At 73.1% G+C, this 24,324-nt stretch carries 16 protein-coding genes; 11 read left to right on the forward strand and 5 right to left on the reverse strand.

Annotated features, from left to right (window positions below):
- Nucleotides 1-19 precede the first annotated feature (19 nt).
- Nucleotides 20-664, forward strand: a complete 645-nt coding sequence (locus WFI00_RS03910) for a 2-phosphosulfolactate phosphatase (protein WP_336630676.1) — start codon at nucleotides 20-22, stop codon at nucleotides 662-664.
- An 18-nt stretch (nucleotides 665-682) separates the two neighbouring features.
- On the opposite strand, the gene WFI00_RS03915 is transcribed toward WFI00_RS03910, so the two are convergent.
- From WFI00_RS03915 to WFI00_RS03925, 3 genes are all read right to left on the reverse strand, one after another.
- The gene (locus WFI00_RS03915; RefSeq protein ID WP_336630677.1) at nucleotides 683-1,189 is read right to left on the reverse strand and encodes a SprT-like domain-containing protein; all 507 of its coding nucleotides are present in this window, start codon (nucleotides 1,187-1,189) and stop codon (nucleotides 683-685) included.
- A gap of 64 nt (nucleotides 1,190-1,253) precedes the next feature.
- On the reverse strand, nucleotides 1,254-1,781 hold the full coding sequence (locus WFI00_RS03920) for a hypothetical protein (protein WP_336630678.1): 528 nt from the start codon (nucleotides 1,779-1,781) through the stop codon (nucleotides 1,254-1,256).
- Nucleotides 1,782-1,913: 132 nt separating this feature from the next.
- Nucleotides 1,914-2,774 carry a spermidine synthase gene (locus tag WFI00_RS03925; protein ID WP_336630679.1) on the reverse strand — a complete coding sequence of 287 codons (861 nt, stop codon included), beginning with the start codon at nucleotides 2,772-2,774 and terminating at the stop codon, nucleotides 1,914-1,916.
- A 48-nt stretch (nucleotides 2,775-2,822) separates the two neighbouring features.
- Here WFI00_RS03925 and WFI00_RS03930 point away from each other — a divergent pair, with 48 nt between their 5' ends.
- From WFI00_RS03930 to WFI00_RS03950, 5 genes are all read left to right on the forward strand, one after another.
- Nucleotides 2,823-3,572, forward strand: coding sequence for a 5-oxoprolinase subunit PxpA (locus WFI00_RS03930; protein WP_336630680.1), 750 nt, complete (start codon nucleotides 2,823-2,825; stop codon nucleotides 3,570-3,572).
- 121 nt (nucleotides 3,573-3,693) lie between these two features.
- Nucleotides 3,694-5,250 (forward strand): 5-oxoprolinase/urea amidolyase family protein, encoded by a 1,557-nt coding sequence (locus WFI00_RS03935; protein WP_336630681.1) that lies wholly within the window; start codon nucleotides 3,694-3,696, stop codon nucleotides 5,248-5,250.
- A 255-nt stretch (nucleotides 5,251-5,505) separates the two neighbouring features.
- Nucleotides 5,506-9,006 (forward strand): DNA-directed RNA polymerase subunit beta, encoded by a 3,501-nt coding sequence (gene rpoB, locus WFI00_RS03940; protein ID WP_336630682.1) that lies wholly within the window; start codon nucleotides 5,506-5,508, stop codon nucleotides 9,004-9,006.
- 42 nt (nucleotides 9,007-9,048) lie between these two features.
- Nucleotides 9,049-12,924 carry a DNA-directed RNA polymerase subunit beta' gene (gene rpoC / locus WFI00_RS03945; protein ID WP_336630683.1) on the forward strand — a complete coding sequence of 1,292 codons (3,876 nt, stop codon included), beginning with the start codon at nucleotides 9,049-9,051 and terminating at the stop codon, nucleotides 12,922-12,924.
- A 265-nt stretch (nucleotides 12,925-13,189) separates the two neighbouring features.
- A complete protein-coding gene (locus WFI00_RS03950) occupies nucleotides 13,190-13,804 on the forward strand; it encodes a hypothetical protein (RefSeq protein WP_336630684.1) in 615 nt (204 codons plus the stop codon).
- Between the two features lie 3 nt (nucleotides 13,805-13,807).
- Here the strand turns inward: WFI00_RS03950 and WFI00_RS03955 are convergent, their stop codons facing one another.
- Both WFI00_RS03955 and WFI00_RS03960 read right to left on the reverse strand, forming a co-directional pair.
- Nucleotides 13,808-13,963, reverse strand: a complete 156-nt coding sequence (locus tag WFI00_RS03955; RefSeq protein ID WP_336630685.1) for a hypothetical protein — start codon at nucleotides 13,961-13,963, stop codon at nucleotides 13,808-13,810.
- Between the two features lie 80 nt (nucleotides 13,964-14,043).
- On the reverse strand, nucleotides 14,044-14,706 hold the full coding sequence (locus WFI00_RS03960) for a hypothetical protein (RefSeq protein ID WP_336630686.1): 663 nt from the start codon (nucleotides 14,704-14,706) through the stop codon (nucleotides 14,044-14,046).
- A 157-nt stretch (nucleotides 14,707-14,863) separates the two neighbouring features.
- Between WFI00_RS03960 and WFI00_RS03965 the strand changes: the two genes are divergently transcribed.
- The 5 genes from WFI00_RS03965 (at nucleotide 14,864) to WFI00_RS03985 (ending at nucleotide 24,276) form a co-directional block, all read left to right on the forward strand.
- Nucleotides 14,864-15,874 carry an ABC transporter gene (locus tag WFI00_RS03965; protein ID WP_336630687.1) on the forward strand — a complete coding sequence of 337 codons (1,011 nt, stop codon included), beginning with the start codon at nucleotides 14,864-14,866 and terminating at the stop codon, nucleotides 15,872-15,874.
- 22 nt (nucleotides 15,875-15,896) lie between these two features.
- Complete coding sequence (locus WFI00_RS03970) at nucleotides 15,897-16,373, forward strand: hypothetical protein (protein ID WP_336638473.1); 477 nt, start codon at nucleotides 15,897-15,899, stop codon at nucleotides 16,371-16,373.
- A 68-nt stretch (nucleotides 16,374-16,441) separates the two neighbouring features.
- A complete protein-coding gene (locus WFI00_RS03975) occupies nucleotides 16,442-17,107 on the forward strand; it encodes a spermidine/putrescine ABC transporter substrate-binding protein (RefSeq protein WP_336630837.1) in 666 nt (221 codons plus the stop codon).
- Between the two features lie 84 nt (nucleotides 17,108-17,191).
- Nucleotides 17,192-18,346 carry a serine/threonine-protein kinase gene (locus WFI00_RS03980; RefSeq protein WP_336630689.1) on the forward strand — a complete coding sequence of 385 codons (1,155 nt, stop codon included), beginning with the start codon at nucleotides 17,192-17,194 and terminating at the stop codon, nucleotides 18,344-18,346.
- Nucleotides 18,346-24,276 (forward strand): Ig-like domain-containing protein, encoded by a 5,931-nt coding sequence (locus WFI00_RS03985; protein WP_336630690.1) that lies wholly within the window; start codon nucleotides 18,346-18,348, stop codon nucleotides 24,274-24,276. Before WFI00_RS03980 ends, WFI00_RS03985 begins: the two co-directional genes overlap by 1 nt.
- Nucleotides 24,277-24,324 lie beyond the last annotated feature (48 nt).

Consider the following 24,324-nt stretch of genomic DNA (forward strand, 5'->3'; position numbering starts at 1 on the left):
CCGCCCGTAGCCTGGAGGGGTGAGTACGCCGTTCGACCAGTCCCGCTATCAGGTGCGATTCGAGTGGGGGGTCGAGGGCCTCGTCCGCCTCGCTCCGTCGGAGATCGTCGTGGTCGTGGATGTGCTGCGCTTCAGCTCGACCGTCGCCGCACGCGTCCGCGCCGGAGAGGACGTCCCGCTCGACGAGGACGCACACGCGGTCTCGCTGAACGGAGCCGCCGTCGCCGCGGCGGCCGCGGCGACGCATCCGGCTCCGGTCGTGCTCCTGGGTGCTCTCGTGAACGCACGCGCGGTGGCCGAGGAGGTGCTGTCCGCCCAGCGCGCGCGGGGGCTCCGCACCAGCGTCGCGGTGGTCGCCGCGGGGGAGCTGTCCGGGCGGGAGCCCGGGGCGCCCCTGCGGTTCGCCGTCGAGGATCTCCTCGGGGCGGGTGCGATCATCGACGCGCTGGGCTCCGTGGGGCTCGACCACACGTCGCCCGAAGCCGCGGCCGCGTGCGAGGCCTTCCGCGGGCTCCGCGGCGCCACGCGGCATCTGCTGGCCGCAGCGGGCTCGGGTCAGGAGCTCCTCGAACGGGACGGACGCGACGAGGTGCTCGCCGCCGCCGAGGTCGACGCCCTGGGCGTGGTCCCGGTGCTGCGCGGCGGGGTCTTCGCGGCCTCGTGATCGTCCCGGCCGATCCGGTCACCGGGTCTCGCTGAGCTGCCGCGGTGTCAGGGCGGCCCGCCGCACGGCGGGGGTGATCTCCCGTCGCGTCCACACCAGGAGGAAGCGCTCGTCGAACGTCCGCGAACAGCGCGCGCACGAGGTCGCCCGCGTGGCGGCGCGGTGCCGGTAGGCGACATGGCCCGCGGGGCAGACCCCGACCCACGGGGCGAGGTCCGTCGCCGTCTCGCCGTGGTGGGTGACCCCGCCGGTGTAGCCGAGGGATCGCGCGATCCGGTTCCAGGCGGCCCCGTGCCCGGCCCGCGCGCCGGCAAGCGCATGGGCGACCTCGTGCAGGAGGGTCTGCCGGTTGGTCTCGTCGTCGTAGCGCGCGGAGAGGTAGCGCGAGACGGTGATCCGCCGGCGCGTGTAATCGCACGCACCCGCGCGCCGCTTCGCGTTGTCGAACGCGAACGTCCAGGTCGCGTCGAGGTGGCGCGCGATCAGGTCCTCCGCCGTCCGGCGGAGCTCGTGCGGGTCAGACATCGCGGTGCGGCGTCTGCGCAGGGGAGAGGGACATGCCCGGGAGACTACGGGAGGGCGCCGACACTCAGCCGGCGACGGGAGCGCCCGCGCGGCGACGCTCGGCGGCGTCGATCGCGGCGAGGGTGGACTCGAGGTCTGCCTCCGGCGCACCGGACTCCTGCCGCAGGAAGAGGGCGCGCTTGAAGTCGGCCCGGGCGTTCACGAAGTCGCCCGCGTCGTAGGACACCTTGCCGCGGTGCTGATAGGCGAAGGCGGCGAGGGCCGCCCACCCCTGTCCCTCCGCCTCTTCGCCGCACGTCGTGAGCTCCTGGATGGCCGCGGCGTGCGCGCCCCGCACCTGCAGCACCGTCGCGTGGAGCACGCGCGCCCGCAGCAGATCCTTGCGCGGGCCGCCCATGCGCGCGACGCGCACGGACTGCTCCGACACCGACAGGGCCTCGTCGAGGTCTCCCGTCACCTTCAGCAGCCATACGCGTTCGAGGAGGGCGGGCAGCGAGCGCTGGTCGCCCAGCTCGTCGAGCCGCTCACGGCACTGGTGCACGTCCACGATCTCGCGCAGCGTCTGCGGGTCGAACCCCCGGATGTAGCTCACCGGCGTCTCCTCTCTCGCGCGCTCTTGCGGGCCGCTCGCGCTCGCGGCCGGCACGACCAGTCTCACCCGTGCGTGCGGCCATCCGGCGAGCGGCCTCGGCGTGCCGCCCACCCCGTGCTCCGGCAGGAGGCCTCAGCGCTCGAACAGCGAGGCCGAGGGGCGAGGCGACGCGGTGGCGTCGGCGTCGGTCATGACCGCTGCGCCGCGCACGAAGGCGTCGATCTCCTCGCCCTGCGCGACCTTCGCCGGATGGGGCCCCGCCGCCATCAGCCGGGGCAGCCACTCCACGGGCAGCGGCGCGGCGGATGCCGCGATCACCAGGTTGCCGAAGCGACGGCCCTTCAGGGTCTGCACCTCGGCGAGCACGATCACCTCGGGCAGGACGGCGCGCACGGTCGCCACCTCGCGCCGCGCGAAGGCGAGGCCCGCGCCGTCGGCGACGTTCACCAGGAGGACGCCGTCGGGCGCGAGCAGGCCCGCGAGGATGCGGAAGTACTCGACCGTCGTGAGGTGCGCGGGCGTCTGCGCGCCGGCGAACACGTCCGACACGACGAGGTCGGCGGCACCCTGCAGCCCCGGGGGGAGCTTCGCGGCGACGGCCCGTGCGTCGCCGATGCGCACCCGGACCTGCGCGGAGCGCTGCAGGGGGAGCTCGGCGCGCACGAGGTCGATGAGGGGCTGCTCCAGCTCGACGACCTGCTGCCGCGAGCCCGGGCGGGTCTGCTCGATGTAGCGGGGGAGGGTGAGCGCCCCGCCGCCGAGGTGGACGGCGGTCAGCGGCTGCCCCGGCATCCGCAGGCGGTCGATGACGGCCCCCATCCGGGCGACGTACTCGAAGTGCAGGTGCGTCGGGTCGTCGAGGTCCACGTGCGACTGCGGCGTGCCGGCGACCTCCAGCTCGTAACCGCCCGCGAAGCGGCTCGGGACCACGCGCGCGATGCTGCCGTCGCCCAGGCGTGCCTGAGCGGGTTCTTCGACGTGTGCGCGGGCCATGCGCCCACGCTACCGGCCGGGGCGCGCCCGGGTCGGTAGCGTGGGCCCATGACGACGATCGACCTGAACGCCGACCTCGGCGAGACGGTCGACGGCGCGCCGACGGCCGACGACGTCGCGATGTTCGCCCTGATCTCCAGCGCGTCGATCGCGTGCGGCGGGCACGCGGGCGATGCCTCGTCGATGCGGGACGCCGTCGCGCGCGCCGCCGAACGCGGGGTCGCGGTCGGTGCGCATCCGTCCTACCCCGACCGGGCCGGCTTCGGCCGGCGCGCGATGACGCTCGAGGCGCCCGAGCTGCGCGCGAGCGTCGCGGGGCAGCTCGCCGCGCTCGCCGGTGCCGGGGCGGACATCCGCTACGTCAAGCCCCACGGCGCGCTGTACCACGCGATCCGGCGCGACCACGCCCACGCCCGCGCCGTCGTCGAGGCCGTCGTCGCATTCTCGGACGAGGTGGGTCGGCCCGTGCCGATCCTCGGCCTCGACGGCGAGATCTCGCGCGCCGCGGCGACGGCGGGCCTGCCCTTCCGTCGCGAGGCGTTCCTCGATCGGGGGTATCTGGCCGACGGCGCGCTCGTCCCCCGCGGAGAGGCCGGCGCCCTGCTGCACGATCCCGACGAGGTCGCCGCCCGTGCCGTCCGGCTCGCGGTCGACGGGATCGTCGTCGCCGTCGACGGAACGCCGGTGCGGGTGGACGCCGTGTCGTTGTGCGTCCACGGGGATTCGCCCGGTGCGGTGCGGATGGCCCGCGCGGTGCGTGCCGCGCTCGCGGACGTCGAGATCCTGGCACCGTGGTGAGAGCCCTGCGCCTGCTGCCGTTCGGCGGGTGGCCTGCCCACGGTCGGATCGGGCCGGGCATTCGCGCCACATTCGTCACAGTGGGCCACCTCCGCACCACGGCTCCGACGAACGGCGCACCATGACGGCACAACGCCTGCTGCCGTTCGGCGACCGGGCGGTGCTCGTCGAGGTCGACGGCCTCGACGAGGTGCTCGCCGTGCACGCCCGGCTCGCGGCGTCCCGCCCGGACGGGGTGGTCGACCTCGTCCCGGGCGCGCGGACGGTCCTCGTCCGGATCGATCCCCGGCGCCTGTCGGTGCCCGCCGCCCGGGCGTGGATCACCGGCACGACGGCCGCCCCGGGGTCCGCCCCCGCCGCTCCGCGAAGCATCGAGGTGCCGATCGCCTACGACGGGCCCGACCTCGGCGACCTCGCCGCCGAGCTCGGGACGAGCCCGCAAGAGCTCGCCGAGCGGCACTCCCGCTGCGTCTGGACGGTGGCCTTCACCGGGTTCGCCCCCGGGTTCGGATACCTCGTCAGTGCCGACTGGCCGTACGACATCCCGCGGCGGGCGAGCCCGCGCACCCGTGTGCCGGCGGGGGCCGTCGGCCTGGCGGGCGGGTTCACGGGCGCCTACCCCCGCGAGACGCCGGGCGGCTGGCAGCTGATCGGATCGACCCCTGCGCCGCTGTTCGACCCGGACGCCCCGATGCCCGCGCTCCTCGCCCCCGGCATGCGCGTCCGGTTCGTGCCCACGGCGACCCCGACCCCCAGCCCGACCCCCACCGCGACCCGGGCCCCGGTCCGCACCCCCACTCCCACCCCGGGCGCCGTCGCCCGCGTCATCGCGCCCGGGGCCTTCGCCACCGTCCAGGACCTCGGGCGCCCCGGCCGCGCGGCCGAGGGGATCGCCGTCTCGGGAGCCGCCGACCGGTCGGCGCTGCGCCGGGCCAACCGGCTCGTCGGCAACCCCGAGGACGCCGCCGCGATCGAGGTCGCCGTGGGCGGCTTCCGCGCCGTCGCGGACGCCGACGTCTGGATCGCCGTCACCGGTGCCGGCGGCGCGATCCGCCTCGGGGGCCGGGTCGTCGACGGCTCGATCGCGCAGCTGTGGCGGCGGGGGGACGAGCTGAACCTCGACCCGTTCGGCCACGGCGCGCGCGCCTACCTCGCCGTCCGTGGCGGTCTGGACGGGCGCGCCGTCGCCGGGTCCCGCTCGACCGACACGCTCTCCGGGCTCGGTCCTGCTCCGCTCGCGGCGGGGGATGCCCTCGCGCTCGCGTGCCCCCGGCCGGCGACCCCCGTCCCGGTGACGGACCTGGCCCCGTGGGGGCCTCCCGGCGACACGATCGACGTCGCGCTCGCCCCGGGGCCGCGCGCCGACTGGCTCGCCGACCCGCACGCCCTCTTCGAGGCGGTCTGGACCGTGTCGCCCCAGGCCGACCGGGTCGGCATCCGCCTCGACGGCCCCCGCCTGGATCGCGCGCGCGACGGCGAGCTGCCCAGCGAAGGCATGATCCCCGGTGCGATCCAGGTGCCGCCGGACGGACGGCCCGTGATCCTGGGCCCCGACGGGCCGGTGACCGGGGGCTATCCCGTCGTGGCCGTCGTCGCGGATTCCTCCCTCGACGCGCTGGGGCAGGCGCGCCCCGGCACGCGCGTCCGCTTCCGGCACGCGCGCCCCGAGACGCCCTGAGGGGTCTCGGGACGTCGCGAGGCGCGCTCGCGGGGTTATACCGCAGCATCCGAAACTCGTCAAGAATCCGGCTGGACATGGCGAGTCGCGCGGTCTATAGTGGGTAGTTGCGCTCCCTTCCCCCATGCCCTCATATGGTGGTCGGCGTGCGCCTGCAGATCCCCGCTTCGGCGGCGCGTGGCAGGCGTGGGGACGGAGTGCTTCACCTGACGACAAGGAAACCCGCCCCCGCCCGGGCTCACGGAGGTAATCCCCTTGGCTGCTGCGCGCAACGCAACATCTTCCACCACCACCCTCAAGAACGGCCGAGGCGTATCGCGCCTCTCGTTCGCCAAGATCTCCGACACGCTGACGGTCCCCGACCTGCTCGCGCTGCAGACGGAGTCCTTCGACTGGCTCGTCGCGAACGACGCCTGGAAGGCCCGCGTCGCAGAGGCGAAGGCCGCCGGGCGCACCGACGTGCCCGAGACCAGCGGTCTCGAGGAGATCTTCGAGGAGATCTCTCCCATCGAGGACCTCGGCGAGACGATGCAGCTGAGCTTCACGAACCCCTACCTCGAGCCGGAGAAGTACTCGATCGAGGAGTGCAAGGAGCGCGGCAAGACCTACGCCGCCCCGCTGTACGTCGAGGCCGAGTTCATGAACCACCTCACCGGTGAGATCAAGACGCAGACGGTCTTCATGGGCGACTTCCCGCTGCAGACCGGCAAGGGCACGTTCATCATCAACGGCACCGAGCGCGTCGTCGTCTCGCAGCTGGTCCGCTCGCCGGGCGTCTACTTCGACAAGACCCCCGACAAGACGAGCGACAAGGACATCGTCTCGGCGCGCGTCATCCCGAGCCGCGGCGCGTGGCTCGAGTTCGAGATCGACAAGCGCGACCAGGTGGGCGTGCGCATCGACCGCAAGCGCAAGCAGTCGGTCACCGTCTTCCTGAAGGCGCTGGGTCTGTCCAGCGAGGACATCCTGAACGAGTTCGCCGGCTACGAGTCGATCGCCGACACGCTCTCCAAGGACACGATCCTCACCAAGGAGGACGCCCTCCGCGACATCTACCGCAAGCTCCGTCCGGGCGAGCAGGTCGCCGCCGAGGCCGCGCGTGCGCTGCTGGACAACTTCTACTTCAACCCCAAGCGCTACGACCTCGCCAAGGTCGGCCGCTACAAGATCAACCAGAAGCTCGGCCTCGACAAGCCGCTCAGCGACTCGGTGCTCACCGTCGACGACATCGTCGCGACCATCAAGTACCTCGTGGCGCTGCACCGCGGCGACGCGACGATCCCCGGCGTCCGCGCCGGTCAGCCGGCCGAGATCCGTCTCGACGTCGACGACATCGACAACTTCGGCAACCGTCGCATCCGCGCGGTCGGCGAGCTCATCCAGAACCAGGTCCGCACGGGTCTGTCGCGGATGGAGCGCGTCGTCCGCGAGCGCATGACCACCCAGGACATCGAGGCGATCACGCCGCAGACCCTGATCAACGTGCGCCCCGTCGTCGCAGCGATCAAGGAGTTCTTCGGGACGTCCCAGCTGTCGCAGTTCATGGACCAGAACAACCCGCTCGCGGGTCTGACCCACAAGCGCCGCCTGTCGGCCCTCGGCCCCGGCGGTCTGTCGCGCGAGCGCGCGGGCGTCGAGGTCCGCGACGTCCACCCGTCGCACTACGGCCGCATGTGCCCGATCGAGACGCCGGAAGGCCCGAACATCGGTCTGATCGGCTCGCTCGCCTCCTTCGCGCGGATCAACGCGTTCGGCTTCATCGAGACGCCGTACCGCCGTGTCGTCGAGGGCAAGGTCACCGATCAGATCGACTACCTCACCGCCTCCGAGGAGAACGACTACATCGTCGCGCAGGCGGGCGCCGAGCTCAGCGCGGACGGCTCGTTCGCCTCCGAGCGCGTCCTCGCCCGTCGTGGCCAGGGCGGCGAGGTCGACCTGTTCCACGCCGACGAGATCGGCTACATGGACGTCTCGCCGCGCCAGATGGTCTCGGTCGGCACCTCGCTCATCCCCTTCCTCGAGCACGACGACGCCAACCGCGCCCTCATGGGCGCGAACATGCAGCGTCAGGCCGTGCCGCTGCTGCGCAGCGACTCGCCGTTCGTCGGCACCGGCATGGAGGGCTACGCGGCCATCGACGCCGGTGACGTCGTCATCGCCGACAAGGCCGGCGTCGTCATGGAGGTCTCCGCCGACGTCGTCACCGTGCAGCTGGACGAGGGCGGCACGAAGGACTACTTCCTGCGCAAGTTCGACCGCTCGAACCAGGGCAACTCCTACAACCAGCGCGTCATCGTCTCCGCGGGCGACCGGGTCGAGGTCGGCGAGGTCATCGCCGACGGTCCCGCCACGGAGAACGGCGAGCTCGCCATCGGCAAGAACCTGCTCGTGGCGTTCATGACGTGGGAGGGCCACAACTTCGAGGACGCCATCATCCTCAGCCAGGACCTCGTGAAGAACGACACGCTCTCCTCGATCCACATCGAGGAGTACGAGGTGGACGCCCGTGACACGAAGCTCGGCAAGGAGGAGATCACCCGTGACCTCCCCAACGTCAGCCCGGACCTGCTGAAGGACCTCGACGAGCGCGGCATCGTCCGCATCGGCGCCGAGGTGCGTCCCGGCGACATCCTCGTCGGCAAGGTCACGCCCAAGGGCGAGACCGAGCTGTCGGCCGAGGAGCGCCTGCTCCGCGCGATCTTCAACGAGAAGAGCCGCGAGGTCCGCGACACGTCGCTGAAGGTCCCCCACGGCGAGCAGGGCACGATCATCGCCGTCAAGGAGTTCAACGCCGAGGACGGCGACGACGAGCTCGGCTCGGGCGTCAACCGCCGCGTCGTGGTCTACATCGCCCAGAAGCGCAAGATCACCGAGGGCGACAAGCTCGCCGGCCGCCACGGCAACAAGGGCGTCATCGCGAAGATCCTCCCCGTCGAGGACATGCCCTTCCTCGCGGACGGCACGCCGGTGGACGTCGTGCTCAACCCGCTCGGCATCCCGGGCCGCATGAACTTCGGCCAGGTGCTCGAGACCCACCTCGGGTGGATCGTCAAGCAGGGCTGGAAGGTCGAGGGCACCCCGGAGTGGGCCGCGCACCTGCCCGAGGAGGCCCGCGAGGCCGCCCCCGGCACGAAGGTCGCGACCCCCGTGTTCGACGGCGCGTACGAGGCGGAGATCGCGGGTCTGCTCGACTCGACGCTCCCCAACCGCGACGGTGAGCGCCTCATCGACAGCTCCGGCAAGACGCAGCTGTTCGACGGTCGCTCCGGCGAGCCGTTCCCGGCGCCCATCTCGGTCGGCTACATGTACATCCTGAAGCTGCACCACCTCGTCGACGACAAGATCCACGCGCGTTCGACGGGCCCCTACTCGATGATCACGCAGCAGCCGCTGGGTGGGAAGGCGCAGTTCGGCGGTCAGCGCTTCGGTGAGATGGAGGTGTGGGCCCTCGAGGCCTACGGCGCCGCGTACGCCCTGCAGGAGCTCCTCACGATCAAGTCCGACGACATCGTCGGACGCGTCAAGGTCTACGAGGCGATCGTCAAGGGCGAGAACATCCAGGAGCCGGGCATCCCCGAGTCCTTCAAGGTGCTCATGAAGGAGATGCAGTCGCTCTGCCTGAACGTCGAGGTCCTCTCGGCGGACGGCACGGCGGTCAACCTCCGCGACACGGATGACGAGGCGTTCCGCGCGGCGGAAGAGCTCGGCATCAACATCTCCAGCCGCTTCGAGTCCTCGTCCATCGACGAGATCTGACCCGCGGCCGCAACGAAACTTTTCTGAGACACAGGAGAACCAGTGCTCGAGTCCACCACTTTCGATCAGCTTCGCATCGGCCTGGCCACCGCCGACGACATCCGTCGTTGGTCCTTCGGCGAGGTCAAGAAGCCCGAGACCATCAACTACCGCACGCTCAAGCCCGAGAAGGACGGCCTCTTCGGCGAGCAGATCTTCGGACCGTCCCGTGACTGGGAGTGCGCCTGCGGCAAGTACAAGCGCGTCCGCTTCAAGGGCATCGTCTGCGAGCGCTGCGGCGTCGAGGTCACCAAGTCCTCGGTCCGCCGCGAGCGCATGGGCCACATCGAGCTCGCCGCGCCCGTCACCCACATCTGGTACTTCAAGGGCGTCCCGTCGCGCCTCGGCTACCTGCTCGACATGGCGCCGAAGGACCTCGAGAAGGTCATCTACTTCGCCGCCTACATGGTGATCTCCGTCGACGAGGAGGCCCGCCACCGCGACCTCCCGACGCACGAGGCGAACCTGCGCCTGGAGATCAAGAACCTCGGCGACCGCCGCGACGCTCGGGTCGCCGCACGCCTGGCCAAGCTGGAGGAAGAGCTCGCCGCTCTCGAGGCGGAGGGCGCCAAGGCCGACCAGAAGAAGAAGGTCAAGGACCTCGCCGAGAAGGAGATGGCCTCGATCCGCAAGAACGCGGACGACCAGGTCGCCAAGCTCGAGCGCATGTGGGAGGAGTTCCGGGGCCTCTCCATCGGTCAGCTCAAGCAGGAGGACGACGTCTTCCACGAGCTGCAGGACCGGTTCGGCCAGTACTTCGAGGCCTACATGGGCGCGGAGTCGATCCAGCGTCGCCTGCAGGCGTTCGACCTGGCCGCCGAGGCGGAGAACCTGCACCTGCAGATCTCCGAGGGCAAGGGCCAGCGCAAGATCCGTGCGATCAAGCGCCTCAAGGTCGTGAACTCGTTCCTGCAGACCGGCATGTCGCCGGCTTCGATGGTCCTCGACGTCGTCCCGGTGATCCCGCCGGAGCTGCGCCCGATGGTACAGCTCGACGGTGGCCGCTTCGCCACGAGCGACCTGAACGACCTGTACCGCCGCGTGATCAACCGCAACAACCGCCTCCGTCGCCTGATCGACCTCGGTGCCCCCGAGATCATCGTCAACAACGAGAAGCGGATGCTGCAGGAGGCCGTCGACGCGCTGTTCGACAACGGCCGCCGCGGCCGCCCCGTCACCGGCACCGGCAACCGCGCCCTGAAGTCGCTGTCCGACATGCTCAAGGGCAAGCAGGGCCGCTTCCGTCAGAACCTGCTCGGCAAGCGCGTGGACTACTCGGGCCGTTCGGTCATCATCGTGGGCCCGCAGCTCAAGCTCCACCAGTGCGGTCTGCCCAAGCAGATGGCGCTCGAGCTGTTCAAGCCGTTCGTGATCAAGCGCCTGATCGACCTCGGTCACTCGCAGAACATCAAGGCCGCCAAGCGCGCCGTCGAGCGCACGCGTCCCGAGGTCTGGGACGTGCTCGAGGAGATCATCCGCGAGCGCCCCGTGCTGCTCAACCGCGCGCCCACGCTGCACCGCCTCGGCATCCAGGCCTTCGAGCCGCAGCTCGTCGAGGGCAAGGCCATCCAGCTCCACCCGCTCGTCTGCGCGGCGTTCAACGCCGACTTCGACGGCGACCAGATGGCCGTCCACCTGCCGCTGTCGGTCGAGGCCCAGGCCGAGGCCCGCGTGCTGATGCTCGCCTCGAACAACATCCTCAAGCCGTCCGACGGCCGTCCGGTGACCCTGCCCTCCCAGGACATGATCATCGGCCTGCACCACCTGACCACGGTCATCGAGGGCGCGCAGGGCGAGGGTCGCGTGTTCGGCTCGGTCGGCGAGGCGATCCTCGCGAAGGACGAGGGCACCCTCGACCTGCAGGCCAAGGTCCGCATCCGCATCCCGGGTCTGTCCTTCCTCGAGGGCGAAGCGCCCGAGGGCTACGAGCGCCACGGCCTCGTGGACGCCTCGCTCGGTCAGGCGATCTTCAACGACACGCTCCCCAAGGGCTACCCGTTCGTGCGCGAGCAGGCCGACAAGGGCAAGCTGTCGCAGATCGTCAACAAGCTGGCCGAGGAGTACCCGAAGGTGGAGGTCGCGGCGTCGCTCGACCGCATCAAGGACGCCGGCTTCTACTGGGCGACCCGTTCGGGTGTCACCGTCGCGCTGAGCGACGTCCTGACGCCGCCGAACAAGGGCGAGATCATCGCCAAGTACGAGAAGCAGGCGCAGAAGGTCCAGGGCCAGTTCGAGAAGGGTCTCGTGACCGACGCCGAGCGTCGTCAGGAGCAGATCAAGATCTGGACCGAGGCCACCGACGAGGTGCAGGCCGCGATGAAGGCCAACTTCCCCGCCGACAACACCATCAACCGCATGGTGAGCTCGGGCGCCCGTGGTAACTGGCTGCAGATCCGCAACATCGCCGGTATCCGAGGCCTGGTCAACAACACCAAGGGTGAGATCATGCCGCGTCCGATCATCTCCTCGTACCGCGAGGGGCTGTCGGTCGCCGAGTACTTCACCGCGACGCACGGTGCCCGTAAGGGTCTGGCCGACACGGCCCTCCGTACGGCCGACTCGGGCTACCTGACGCGTCGTCTCGTCGACGTCTCGCAGGACGTCATCATCCGCGAGGAGGACTGCGGCACGAGCAAGGGCCTCGAGTTCACGATCGCCGCTCCGGACGCCTCCGGCGCGCTGGTGCGCGACGCGAACGTCGAGAACTCGGTGTTCGCCCGCACCCTGGCCGCCGACGCGGTCTCGCCCTCGGGCGAGGTCGTCGCCGAGGCCGGCGAGGACGTCGGCGACGTGCTCATCGACAAGCTCGTGGCTGCCGGTGTCGAGACCATCAAGGTCCGCTCCGTGCTCACCTGCGACTCGGCCGTCGGCGTCTGCGCGAAGTGCTACGGCCGCTCGCTCGCGACCGGCAAGCTCGTCGACATCGGCGAGGCGGTCGGCATCATCGCCGCCCAGTCGATCGGTGAGCCCGGCACGCAGCTGACGATGCGTACGTTCCACACGGGTGGTTCGGCCTCCGCCGACGACATCACCCAGGGTCTGCCGCGCGTCCAGGAGCTGTTCGAGGCGCGTACCCCCAAGGGCGCGTCGCCGATCGCCGAGGCCGACGGCCGCATCACGATCGACGAGACCGACAAGGCCAAGAAGGTCATCCTGACGCCCGACAACGGCGACGAGCCGCACGTCTACCCGGTCCTGAAGCGTGCCACGCTGCTGGTCGAGGACGGGCAGCACGTCACGGTCGGTCAGCCGATCCTGGTCGGCACGCTCGACCCCAAGGAGGTCATGCGCGTGCAGGGTGCCCGCGAGGTGCAGAAGTACCTCGTCGGCGGCGTGCAGGGCGTCTACCGCTCGCAGGGTGTGCCGATCCACGACAAGCACATCGAGGTCATCGTCCGTCAGATGCTGCGGAAGGTCACCGTGGTCGACCACGGCGACACCACGCTGCTGCCGGGTGAGCTGGTCGACTTCAAGAAGTACCAGAACATCAACCGCGAGGCCGTGGCCGAGGGCAAGCGCCCCGCGTCGGGCCGTCCGGAGCTGATGGGTATCACGAAGGCGTCGCTCGCGACCGAGTCGTGGCTGTCGGCCGCGTCGTTCCAGGAGACCACCCGCGTCCTGACGCAGGCGGCCATGGAGGGCAAGAGCGACCCGCTCGTCGGCCTCAAGGAGAACGTCATCATCGGAAAGCTCATCCCCGCCGGAACCGGTCTTGCGAAGTACCGCAACGTCACGGTCGAGGCGACGGAGGAGGCCAAGAGCGAGCGGTACCCCAACCGCATCTTCGCCTCGGACGGCGCCTACAGCGACGCCGACCTGAGCTACGTCGACTTCGACAGCTTCTCGACGGACGACTTCACGCCCGGCACCTACAACTGAGTGAGGCGAGAGGAGAACGAGCTCGCTCGTTCGACCGAGCCGATCGAGGTTGTCGAGCGACGCAGTCGCGAGAACAACTGATCGAGGATCGACGGATCGAGATCCGCCTCGGTCGAGGGCCCCAGGACATGTGTCCCGGGGCCCTCGCCCTTTTTCCCCCGCCGAGTGTCCACGACGCGCGGGCGCGCCCCGGCCCCCGACCGCGTGTGGTGGACACTCGGCGAGGGGGACGGGCTCCGCGCGGAGGGGCGTCTAGCCTGGGGACATGGCGCGGGTCGGAGGCAGGAACGCGGCGTTCGCGTGGATCGTGGGCGTCGGCTGCGTCGCCGTGCTCGGCCTCCTCGCCGTTCTCGCGGTGCCGATGCTCCCCGCGTCGCTGTCCTGGCTCGGGAACGCCGTCGATCGCCCGGGGGCCACGTCGGCGCCGGCCGCCGACGGCGGTGACGGGACGGACGGCGAGGCGGCGGCACCGCCCGCCGAGTGCCGACAGCTCTACGACGACGCGCTGTGGGCGGCGCTGCGCCGCACCCCCGAGGCGATCCTGACGCCGTCGCTCGACCAGCCCGACACCACGGCGAGCGCGCTCGCCTCCGCTCTCCAGCCGCAGGTCGCGTTCACGTGCCTCTGGTACTCCGACCTGGGCACCGTCTCGACGACGCTGGCCACTGTGCCCTCCGACGCGGGGTCGATCGCGGCGGCCGCCCTCCCCGCGAACGGCTTCTCCTGCACGACCGAGGGCGAGCGCGCACGGTGCACGCGCACGGACGGCGAGCTCACCGAGACGATCGAGGCCGGTGCCGGCCGCTGGCTGTCCACGAGCGAGCGCTCGTGGCACCCCGAGGGCTACGTGGCCCGCACGGCGGGACGCGTCTGGCCCTGACGGTCAGTGCTGCGCGTCGCCCTCGTGGCGGCGCGCGTCCTGCGACCCGAGGTCGTCCGTGCCGCCGGTCGCCTCGAACGCCTCGTCGCGCTCCTCCTGGCGGACGTGCTCCTGGCTTGCCCGCTCGTCGCGCAGCTCGTCGTTCTTGTCGTGCCCCATCGGATGCTCCTTCGTCGCGGCGTGTGTCGCGAGCCTAGCGCGAGGGCGGCCGCCGCGCGGGCCCGGGCCGCCCTCGGGCGCTACCGCGTCGCGGAGGGCGTGGGCGACGGCGTGGCCGGCGTGCGCGGCACCGAGCCGGCCGGGGGCCACAGCGCATCGATGATCGCGTCCGTGTAGCCGGACGGGGCGAGGTTCGAGTACTGCGTGTCGACGATCACGCCGTCGCGGTAGAACAGCGTGCGGCCCTCCTCCACCGGCAGGGTCGGGTGCGCCCAGGTCTTCTCGCAGCGGATGCCGCCCTGCGGCTCCCAGCAGGTGAAGCCGTCCGAGCCGAGCTCGTACAGGGCGTCGCGTGCCTCCCGGTCGGGGGAGTAGCCGATCACGGTGACCAGGCGCGTCGCGACGGCGCCGGGCTCGCCCCAGACGCAGACGCGGGAGCTGTCGGCACGGATGCCGCCGCCCATGCCCTCGGCGTTGAGCGGGACGCCCTCGAGCTCGGCGAGGACGCTCGGCGTCAGAAGATCGCGGCACCCCTGCGGCAGGTCGGTCGGCAGGGCCGTCGTCGACACCGACGACCCGAGCGGGAAGGGCGCGAGAGCGAGGGCTGAGGACGGCGAGGGGGATGCGGCCCCGCTCCCGGTCGTCGGCGCGACCGGCCCCGGGGTGCCGGCGCAGGCCGCGAAGACGACCGTGAGGGCGGCGGCGAGCGCGGCGGGGACGACGAAGCGGGCGGCGCGGCTCATGCCCTCCACGATAGGCACCGGCCGGTGCGCGGCGGCGTCGGCGCGCGGGGGCGGACCTCGGCGGCGCAGACACGGCGGCCAGCCTTCCCGTCGCGCGCGGGGGTGCGCGTTACGCTCGCTGTGCGGAGGCACGCGCCCCGCGTGAGGAGCACACGCCATGAGCGACCACAAGTACGGCGAGCCGGTCGAGGACCCGACCGCGACGGGTGAGGCGACGTCGGCCGACGAGGCCGTGGCGAGCGCTCGCGAGGGCCTGGCCGACGCCGAGGCCGCCACGCGCGGCGTCGTCGAGGAGGAGATCCTCGTCGAGCCCGCACGCGCGGACGATGCCTATCCGTACGGCGCCGAGACGGCGGCCGCCGAGACGGTCGAGCCCGCCGCCCCTGCGCCCGCCCCCGGCAGCCTGTACGCGGACGACCCGGTCGACGAGACCTACACGCCCGGCGCCTACTCCCGCGACGAGGACGCCACCCAGGTCGCCCCCGTCGTCGTCGCCGAACCGGCCGCCGACGTCGCCGCCACCGAGGTCGTCGCTCCCGCCTACGTCGCCCCCGTCGAGGTCGCCCCGGTCGTCCCGGTCGTCCCGGTCCCGCCGGCGCCGCAGCCCATCTTCGTGCAGGCGCCCGAGGCGCCCCGCCCGCGCGGCAACCGCGGCGCCGCCGCGGCGATCGGGCTGCTGGCCGCCGTCTCCTTCGGCATCCTGTACCTCGCCGCCGCCCTCGGACTGCGCGCCCTCGACGGAGACGTCACCGGCGCGAACGTGGGCACCGAGGCGCTCGGCGCCCTCACCGGATGGTGGTTCTGGGTGCCCGTCGTCGTCTTCTACCTGGCCTTCTGGCTCCTGGGTGCGATCATCAACCGGGGCCGCTGGGGCCACTGGGTGATCTTCGGCCTGTTCGTCGGCGCCGCCGCGTACGGCGGCCACATCCTCGGCCAGCTCTTCCAGGCTCCGTTCTGGCAGCTGACCGCGCGAGAGGGCGGCGACGTGGCGCAGGGGCAGCTGCTGGCGCCCCTCGCGATCGTCGCCTTCGTGCTCGGGCGCGAGCTCACCATCTGGTTCGGCGCCTGGGTCGCCTCCCGCGGCAAGCGCGTGAGCGAGCTGAACCGCGAAGCGCAGCGCGAATACGAGCGCACCCTCGAGGCGGGTCCGCGCCTGCAGCAGGGCTGAACGAGGGGCCCGGAGGCCAGGGGTGGGCGAGCCGAGTCCAGCCGTCGCACCGCCCGTGGCGGTGGCCTTCGCGGTCATCGGCTTCTTCGCCCTGCTGATCGGCGGGTTCGGGATGCTGAGCCTGCTGTCGGGCGCCGAGGTGCTCGCCGTCGTGGGACTGGGTCCGGTCCCGGGCGTCCTAGCCGTCGTCGCCGCGGTGCTCGTCTTCGCCCTCGGCGCGTGGCTGTCGGTGCGGCGGCGCGCCGGCTACGCGAGCGTCCCGGTGGTGGCGATCGCGACCTTCCTCGCCTACCTCGCGGGCATCGTCGTCGGGGGCCTCGTCGCCGGCGTGGATGCGGCGCGCACGGTCGCGGCGGCGGGGTCGTTCGCGACGTCGTGGTTCGCCGCGGTTCTCGGCGCGGCCGCTCTCGTGGGCGGGTGGGCCGCCGTCGCGCTCGTGCGCACACGCGCATCCCGACCGCGATGGCCGTGGGAGCGTGACGACGACCTCGAGCCGTGAGGCCCGCCGAGCGGAAGGGCGAGGCGAAATACCCGCGGAATCGGCGGGAGGGGGCCACAATGGACCTCGTGGAGCGGTCGATCGAGACCCAGGTGAGCCAGGCGGTCGACGCCTGGCTGCGGTGGCTGCCCCGCTGGGAGCCGGCGACGCACCGCGGACGCATCGCGCCCTGCCGTCGCTGCATCGGGTCGCCGGTGCTCTCGGCGGCCGGGCTCGGCTCCGACGTCCCGCACGGAGTCCAGCACGGCCTCTCCACCCGTATCAAGACGATCGTCGACCACGCGGTCGCCGACTACACGTCCCGGAACCTCCCGATGCTGCAGGCGGAGCTCGACCAGCAGGCCGCCCGCAACCGCGCGCGCAGCTACCGGCCGGCCGAGGGCCTCGATCCCGAGTTCGACGGACTCCCGCTGGACCCGGATCCCGTCCCGGGTGCGCCCTTCCTCTTCACGATCGGCGGACTGGCCGACGAGGCCGATGCCGACATCCCCGCGCTCCCGCCGCTCAGCGATGAGGCGAAGGCGGCGCTGCGTCAGGAGGTCGGCCTCGCCGACGACTACGCGAACATGATCGGGCGGGAGGTCTGCGCGGTGCTGCTGCACCACCGCCTGCGCATCCAGGCCGCGATCGCGCAGTACGTCGAGCCGCAGATCGCGGCGATGCTCGAGGAGCTGACCCGGTCGCTGGACGCCCCCTTCGATCCGCCGACGGAACCGGGCCCGCCCGAGGCTTAGGGGCGGGCAGCCCGCGCCGACGGGACTTGTTAGCATTACGGGGTCCTCGATGTGGGCGGGGACGGTCGGACCGCTGGGGGTGCCATGACGCGCAGGCTGCCGTCCGCGCCGCCCCTGATCCCCGGCCTCGACTACGTCCGTCCGCTCGGCTCGGGCGGCTTCGCCGACGTGTTCCTGTATCAGCAGGACATGCCCCGCCGCCAGGTCGCCGTCAAGGTGCTGCCCGCCGCTGAGCGTGACCCCGATCTGCTGCGCATGTTCAACGTCGAGGCGGACGTGCTCGCCCATCTCTCCGCGCACCCCGCGATCGTGACGGTGTACCAGGCCGGGATCTCCGCCGACGGGCGGCCGTACATCGTCATGGAGTACTGCCCGGGATCGCTGGCACAGCGCTACCGCGTCGAGCGGATCCCCGTCCCGGAGGTGCTGGGCATCGCCGTACGGCTGTCCGGCGCGCTCGAGTCGGCCCACCGCGCCGGGCTGATCCATCGGGACATCAAGCCCAGCAACATCCTCATCACCTCGTTCGGGTCCGCCGTGCTCGCCGACTTCGGGATCTCCTCGTCGCTCCTGCGCACGGGGGAGGCGGAGGTGCTGGCGATGTCCGTCCCGTGGAGCGCGCCGGAGGTCGTCGCCGAGCAGTCCGGCGGCACGGTGGCCAGCGAGGTGTGGGCCCTGGGCGCCACCGTCTACTCCCTGCTCGCGGGCCACAGCCCCTTCGAACGGCGTGAGCGCGGGCAGAACACGCGCGACCTGATGCGTCGGCGCATCGCCCGGGGGACCTTCGTGCCGATCCCGCGGGCCGACGTGCCCGACGGGCTGCAGCAGGTGCTTGCGACCGCGATGGAGCGTGATCCGGATCGTCGCTACCGCTCCGCGCGGGAGTTCGGCGAGGCCGTGCGCGAGGTCCAGCGCGCCGAGGGGATCGCGCCGACGGCGCTCGAGGTGCCCGCGGACGAGTGGCTGCCGCCGAGAGACGGCGGAGACGGCGATGCGATCGACTTCTCCGACGACCGCCCGCGCGGCCCGGTGCGCTCCCGGCTCGCGACCGACCGGCGCCGCCCCGTGCCGGAGGCCGGCCCGTCTCGGACGCCGTCGCGGATGCGCGACGAGGACACGAGCCTGACGAGCCCCGCTCCGGCGCGCAGGGTGTGGCCGTGGGTGGTGGGGATCGCCGGCATCGGGGTGCTCACGGTGCTCCTGGCGGGTCTGCTCGCCGCCGGCGCGAGGCTGTTCTGATGCGTCGGCGCAGCGTCATCGGGCTGCTCGCCGCCGGCGCCGTCCTCGCCGTCGTCGCGGGGGCGAGCATCGTCTGGCCCGGGCTGGATGCCCGGCGGACGCCGCCGCGGGACACCGCGGCGTGGGTGCTGCAGGCCGACGAGCTGCGCTACGCGCGGGTCAATACGGCGATCGACGAGATCGACACCGTCCGGGCGGTGAGCAACCCGAGTCGGATCGTGGCGGCACCCACGGGGTCGTTCATGTTCACCGACAGCGACGCGAAGGTGGTGCGGATCGACGACGCGGTGCCCGCGGACCTCGACGCCGACGGGCTGCGGGCGGCCCGGACGGCACCCGCGGGCACGGTGGAGGTGGAGACCGCGGGCGACATCGTCGCGTATCGCACCGACACGGGCGCCGTCTTCGCCGGGCGACTGTCCACGGGCGAGATCGCGCGCATGGTGCCGGCGGGCTCGGGCTCCTCCGGCGCGTCCGACGCGCCCGGTGGGGCGTACGCCGCCGACGCGATCGCGGTCGACGAGCGCGGGCGCCTGTTCAGCTACTCCGCCCGCGCCGGGTCGGTCGCGCGCATCGACGTGCCGACCGGGCAGACGCGCAGCGTCGACCCGGTGCGGGCGACCATCGCGGCACCGCAGCTGAGCTCCGCCGGGGACGACTGGGTCCTGGTCGACCCGGATGCCGCCCTCCTGTGGACGGCCGGTGCGGCGCAGGCACCCGCCGGCGTCTCCGGCGCGGCCGCGGTCTCGGCACCCGACGCGGACGGTGACGCCGTCTACCTCGCGGACGGGAGCGGCCTCGTGCGCGTGGACGTCCGGGACGGGTCGGCGGAACGCGTGTTCGGCGACCGGACGACGGCCCGCGGCGCGCCCGCCCGCCCCACGGTCCGCTCCGGCGAGGTGCTCGCCGCCTGGCTGCCGGAGGGGGCCGGACCCGGAACACTGTGGCGTTCGACGGACGGAGACGTCCCCCTCGACTACGCCGGGGCGAGCCTGCCGTCCCAGCGGCGCCCGGTGTTCGTGGGGTCGGGCGACGCGCTCGTGCTCAACGACGCGCGCTCGGGCTGGGTGTGGACCGTCGCGGACGGGCGGCTGATCCCGTCGAGCCAGAACTGGGACCTCGACCAGCACGCGGCCGCGGCGCCGCAGGCGAACGACCAGGAGGTGCCCCCGGTCATCGACCCTCGTCCTCCCGTCGCGGTGGACGACGCCTTCGGGGTGCGCGCCGGCGCGCTCGTGACCCTCCCCGTCCTCCTCAACGACCACGACCCCAACGACGACGTGCTCACGGTCGACCCGGCCTCGGTGCAGGGACTCGACCCGGCGTTCGGCACGCTGACGCTCACCGACGACCGGCAGCGGCTCGCGGTGAGGGTGGCGGCGGAGGCGACCGGCACCGCCGTCTTCACCTATGCGGTCTCGGACGGGACCGCGGAGGACGGCCTCCTGTCGCCGCCGGCCTCGGTGACGCTGCGCGCGGCCGACCCCCAGGAGAACACCGCGCCCCGGTGGTGCGGCGTCGACGGATGCCAGCAGGACTGGCCCGCTTCGGAGGTCGTGCCGGGCGGCACGGTGAGCGTGCCGGTGCTGGGCGACTGGGTCGATCCCGAGGGCGACCCGGTCATCCTGCTCGCCGCGACGGAGGACACCGCCCTCGGGCAGGTCGTCGCGACGCCCGAGGGGATGGTCGTCTTCCAGCACGCGGACACCGGCGAGGGGGGCGAGGAGGTCGCCTCGGTGACGCTGACGGTCGGCGATGCGCGCGGGGCGACGGCGACGAAGACGCTCGCGATCCGCATCCGGCCCGATCCGCAGCCGCGGCTGGAGTCGTTCGCCGTCGTCGACACGGTCGGCGCCCGGCTGAGCGTCGACGTCGCCCCCCACGTCACCGGCACCGCGGGCGACATCGTCCTGGCCTCCGCGCGGGTCCTCGACGACGCGGCCGCGACGGCGACGGTCACGGGTGGATCGACGACGTTCGACTTCGCCGCCGCGTCGCCCGGCGCGTACCGCGTCGCGGTGACCGTCGCGGTCGCCGGGCGCGAGGCGACCGGGACGGCGAGGATCACGCTGCTCGCCCCCGACGCGCCGGCCCAGCTCTCCACGCCGCCGGTGGTCGCCTTCGTGCGCCCGCAGGCGGATGCCACGGTCGATGTGCTCTCCGCCGTGTCGAACCCGACCGGCCGTGTCCTCCTGCTGTCCGATGTCGTGGTGCGCGCCGCCCCCGGGTCCTCGCTCACCGGCGACCCGGTCGGGCAGAGCCAGCTCCGCGTCGCGGGCTCGACCGCCACCGGCGAGGCGGGACTGCTCGGCACCGTGTCGTACCGCGTCGGCGACGGCACCGCCGACGAGGGCGCCTCCGTGCTCGGCGAGGCCAGCGTCTACCTCCTCCCCCCGGGCATCGACGAGGCTCCCATCACGGTCGACGACGCGGTCGTGGTCCGCGCGGGCGCACAGATCGACATCCCGGTGCTCGCCAACGACGTCGCCGCGGCGGGCGGACGCCCGCGTCTGGATCCGGAGTCCGTCGTGTCCTCGACCGCGTCGGCGCTCGCGTTCGCGTCCGGCGACGTCGTGCGCTACCTGGCCCCCGACACCGCCGGATCCGACACGATCTCCTACCGCGCGTTCTCGACCGGGTCCCCGGCGCTCGGCGACACCGCGACCGTCCGCGTCCGGGTCGTGGGCCCGGACGCCAACCGCGACCCGCTGCCCGCCCGGCTGTCCGGACGGGTCGGCAGCGGCCTGGCGACCACGATCGCGTTCGACGGCTTCGGGATGGACCCGGACGGCGACGTCGTGCGGCTGGACGGCATCGTCGGCCAGCCGCAGCACGGCTCGGCGGCGGTCGCCCCCGACGGCACCGGCATCGTCTACACGAGCACCGCCGGCACCAGTGGACAGGACTGGTTCACCTACCGGGTCGTGGATCCCTTCGGCGCCACCGGGGAGGGCATCGCGCGCGTCGGCGTGAGCAGCGAGGACGCGAGCCCGAGCCCCATCACCTACACCGACTACGCGCACGTCCAGGCCGGCGCGCAGAACATCATCCGCGTCCACCCCCTCGCCGACGACCTCGACCCGATGCGGGGCACGCTGACCCTGGTGGACGTGCGCCCGGACGTCCCCGAGCTCGCCCTCGACGGCACGCCCAGCGACGAGTACGCCCGCCAGGCGGCGCGGATCCGGAGCGTCACCGACGACACGGTGACGCTCTCCGCGGCGGCCGAGCCGGGCACCTCCGCCTTCTTCTACGATGTGACCTCGTCATCCGGGAACACCGCGCGCGGACTCCTCGTCGTGCGGACGGTGGCCCAGCGCGTTCCGGACTACCCCGTGGTCGCCGACACCGTGCTGACCGCGACGGATCGCGACGACCTCGCGGACGGCGTCGACGTGCTCGCGGGCAAGGTCCTGTGGTCGGGCGGCGATCCGGATGCGCTGACGGTGGGGCTGTGGGGCGAGCCCGCCGGGGTGTCCGTCTCCGGGAGGCGCATCGTCGCCGAGCCCGGCGAGGCCGCCCGCATCATCCCGTTCTCCGTGTCGGGGCGCACCGGCGACACGATCGTGACGACCTACGCGTTCCTGCGGGTGCCGGCCGCATCGGAGGCGACGCCGGCCCTGCGTGCGGCCGCGTCGCCGCTCGTCGTCGCGGAGGGCGGCGAGCAGGCCGTCGATCTGGCGGACCTCGTCACGGTGCCGCGCGGACGTGCGCTCGAGGTGGGCGCGCCGGACGTGCGGTCCTCGGGCGCGCGCGCCGAGGCGTCGTGCGCGGCCGCCGCGGGAACGACGATCCGCTACGCCGCGGGGGCGGGCGCGCCGTGGAGCGACAGCTGTCTCGTCCCGGTCCGGTTCGACGGGGCCGCGGCGTGGACGGTGCTCGTCGTCCCCGTCACCGTGGTGCCCCGCGCCCCGCAGCCCGTGCTCTCCCCGGCCTCGCTGGAGATCCCGCCCGGGCAGAGCCAGGAGTACGACCTGTCGGCGATGACGAGCTGGCAGGGGGGCCCCGAGGAGGTCCGGTACCGCGTCGACGGCGCCGCCCCGTCGTTCGAGGTCGCGCTCGAGGACACGCGGCTGACCGTGCGGGCGCTCGACGACGCCGCCCCCGGATCCGTGGAGAGCGTGCTCGTCGAGGTCACCAGTCACGCGGGGGTCGCCCCCGCGCGCATCACGCTGCGCGTCGGCGCCGCCCCGTCGACTCTGCCGCGCGGCGGCGAGGTCTCCCAGGCCTGCACGCAGGCGTCGGGCTCCTCCTGCACGATCGCCGTGATCGGCGCCCCCGGTGAGGTCAATCCGCTGCCCTCCACGCCCCTGCAGCTGGTGTCGGTGACGCCCTCGACGAGCTGCGCCGGGGTCTCCTTCGCCGTCGGATCCCCGAGCGAGGTGGTCGTCGAGTGGACGGACGAGACGCCCGGAGCGTCCTGTTCCGCCTCGTTCACGGTGCGCGATGCGCAGGGCCGGCAGAGCGGGTCGACGCGCGACGGGTCCGTCACGGTCGATCTGCAGGGGTTCCCGCAGGCGCCGGCGTCCGTGACCCAGTCCGGCTACGCCGACGGCACCCTCACCCTGAGCGTCGATCCCGGCCCCGCGCAGGCCTCGGCCCCCGCCGTCACCGGATTCGACGTCCGCCTCGACGGGGTGCGAGTCGCCGGATGCACCCCGCAGGGGGTGTGCGCTCCGATCGCCGCGCCCAACGGCGAGCAGCGCGTGTACGAGGTCGTCAGCGTGAACGCGGTCGGCCCGTCCCGCCGATCCGTGCGCACGACGGCGTGGGCGTACGATCCGCCCGCCGTCCCGACGGCCGCCTCCGCCGTGCCGGTGGCGGCGGGCCCGGACGGCGGCGTGGCGGCGATCACCGTCACGGGGGTGGACACCGCGGCCACGCGCGCGCTCGAGGTCTCCAGCCCGGTGGGCGAGAGCGTCACGGTCCCGGTGTCGGCCGGCGAGGGCTCCGTCACGATCCCCGGCTTCCGCGTGGGGGCGAACACGGCGACCGCCGTCACGGTGACACCGGTCTCGCGCTTCGATCCGCCCCCCGGCATCGGCGGGCCGCCGATCGGGTCGATGACCGTCACCGCCCACGGGATCGGCGCCCCCACGATGCCGACGCTGAGCCTCGGCGCCGTCAACGCCGGCGGGGGACGCGCCGACGTCACGGCGACCGGATCGGCCGGCGCGGGCGGCGACGGTGCGACGACGCGCTACGGCATCGTGCGCGAGGGCGAGCCGTGCCGCGCGACCGCGGACGGCGCACGCGCGGTCTTCCGCGGTCTGCCCGACGGACGGGCCTACACGTTCACGCTCTGCGCGGAGTCGTGGTTCCGCGGCGCCCTGTTCGGCCGGGCCACGACGAGCGCCGAGGTGCGCGCCGTGCAGAGCGGCGACGCGCCGCGCGGCTACACGTTCACCGTGGGCCCCACCGCGCACGTCGACGACGGCCGGGCCGTCTGGACGATCGACGCGTCGCCCACCTCCGCCGAGCAGCCGCCGTTCGACAACGTCGTCGCGGTCGACGGCCTGCCCAGCACCGTGTTCGACGTCGATCCCGGCATCCGCGTGCGCTACGAGCACGAGTCGGGGTGGTGGCAGTCGGCGTGGGGGGAGGTCGTGCCCGCGCGCGGCAGTGCGCCCACCCAGGTGCAGGCGACCTGGTCCCTGGGCGCGTGCGTCGGCGGTGCCCGGCTCGAGGTGGCCGGCGACTCGACGCGGCACCTCGCCCGGATCACGGTCGACCCCTCCGCCGTGCGCTACTACGACGCGCGCGGCGAGCTCCTCGAGGCCGGCTCCGACCCGCGGATCGTCCCGGCGGCGGCGGCCCGCGTGGAGGGGATCGGCGTCACCGTGGACTGGTCGGCGCAGGACTGGGGCCTGGACCCCGCGACGGCCGCGCTGTCGGGCCGCTGCACGCCGGCCACCCGGGCCGCGCCGTGACCCACCCGTGACACCCCTGTCCGCCCCGAACCGCTGACGACCCTCCGA

The sequence above is a fragment of the Microbacterium sp. MMO-56 genome, assembly GCF_037146215.1.
In the GTDB taxonomy this organism is placed as follows: domain Bacteria; phylum Actinomycetota; class Actinomycetes; order Actinomycetales; family Microbacteriaceae; genus Microbacterium.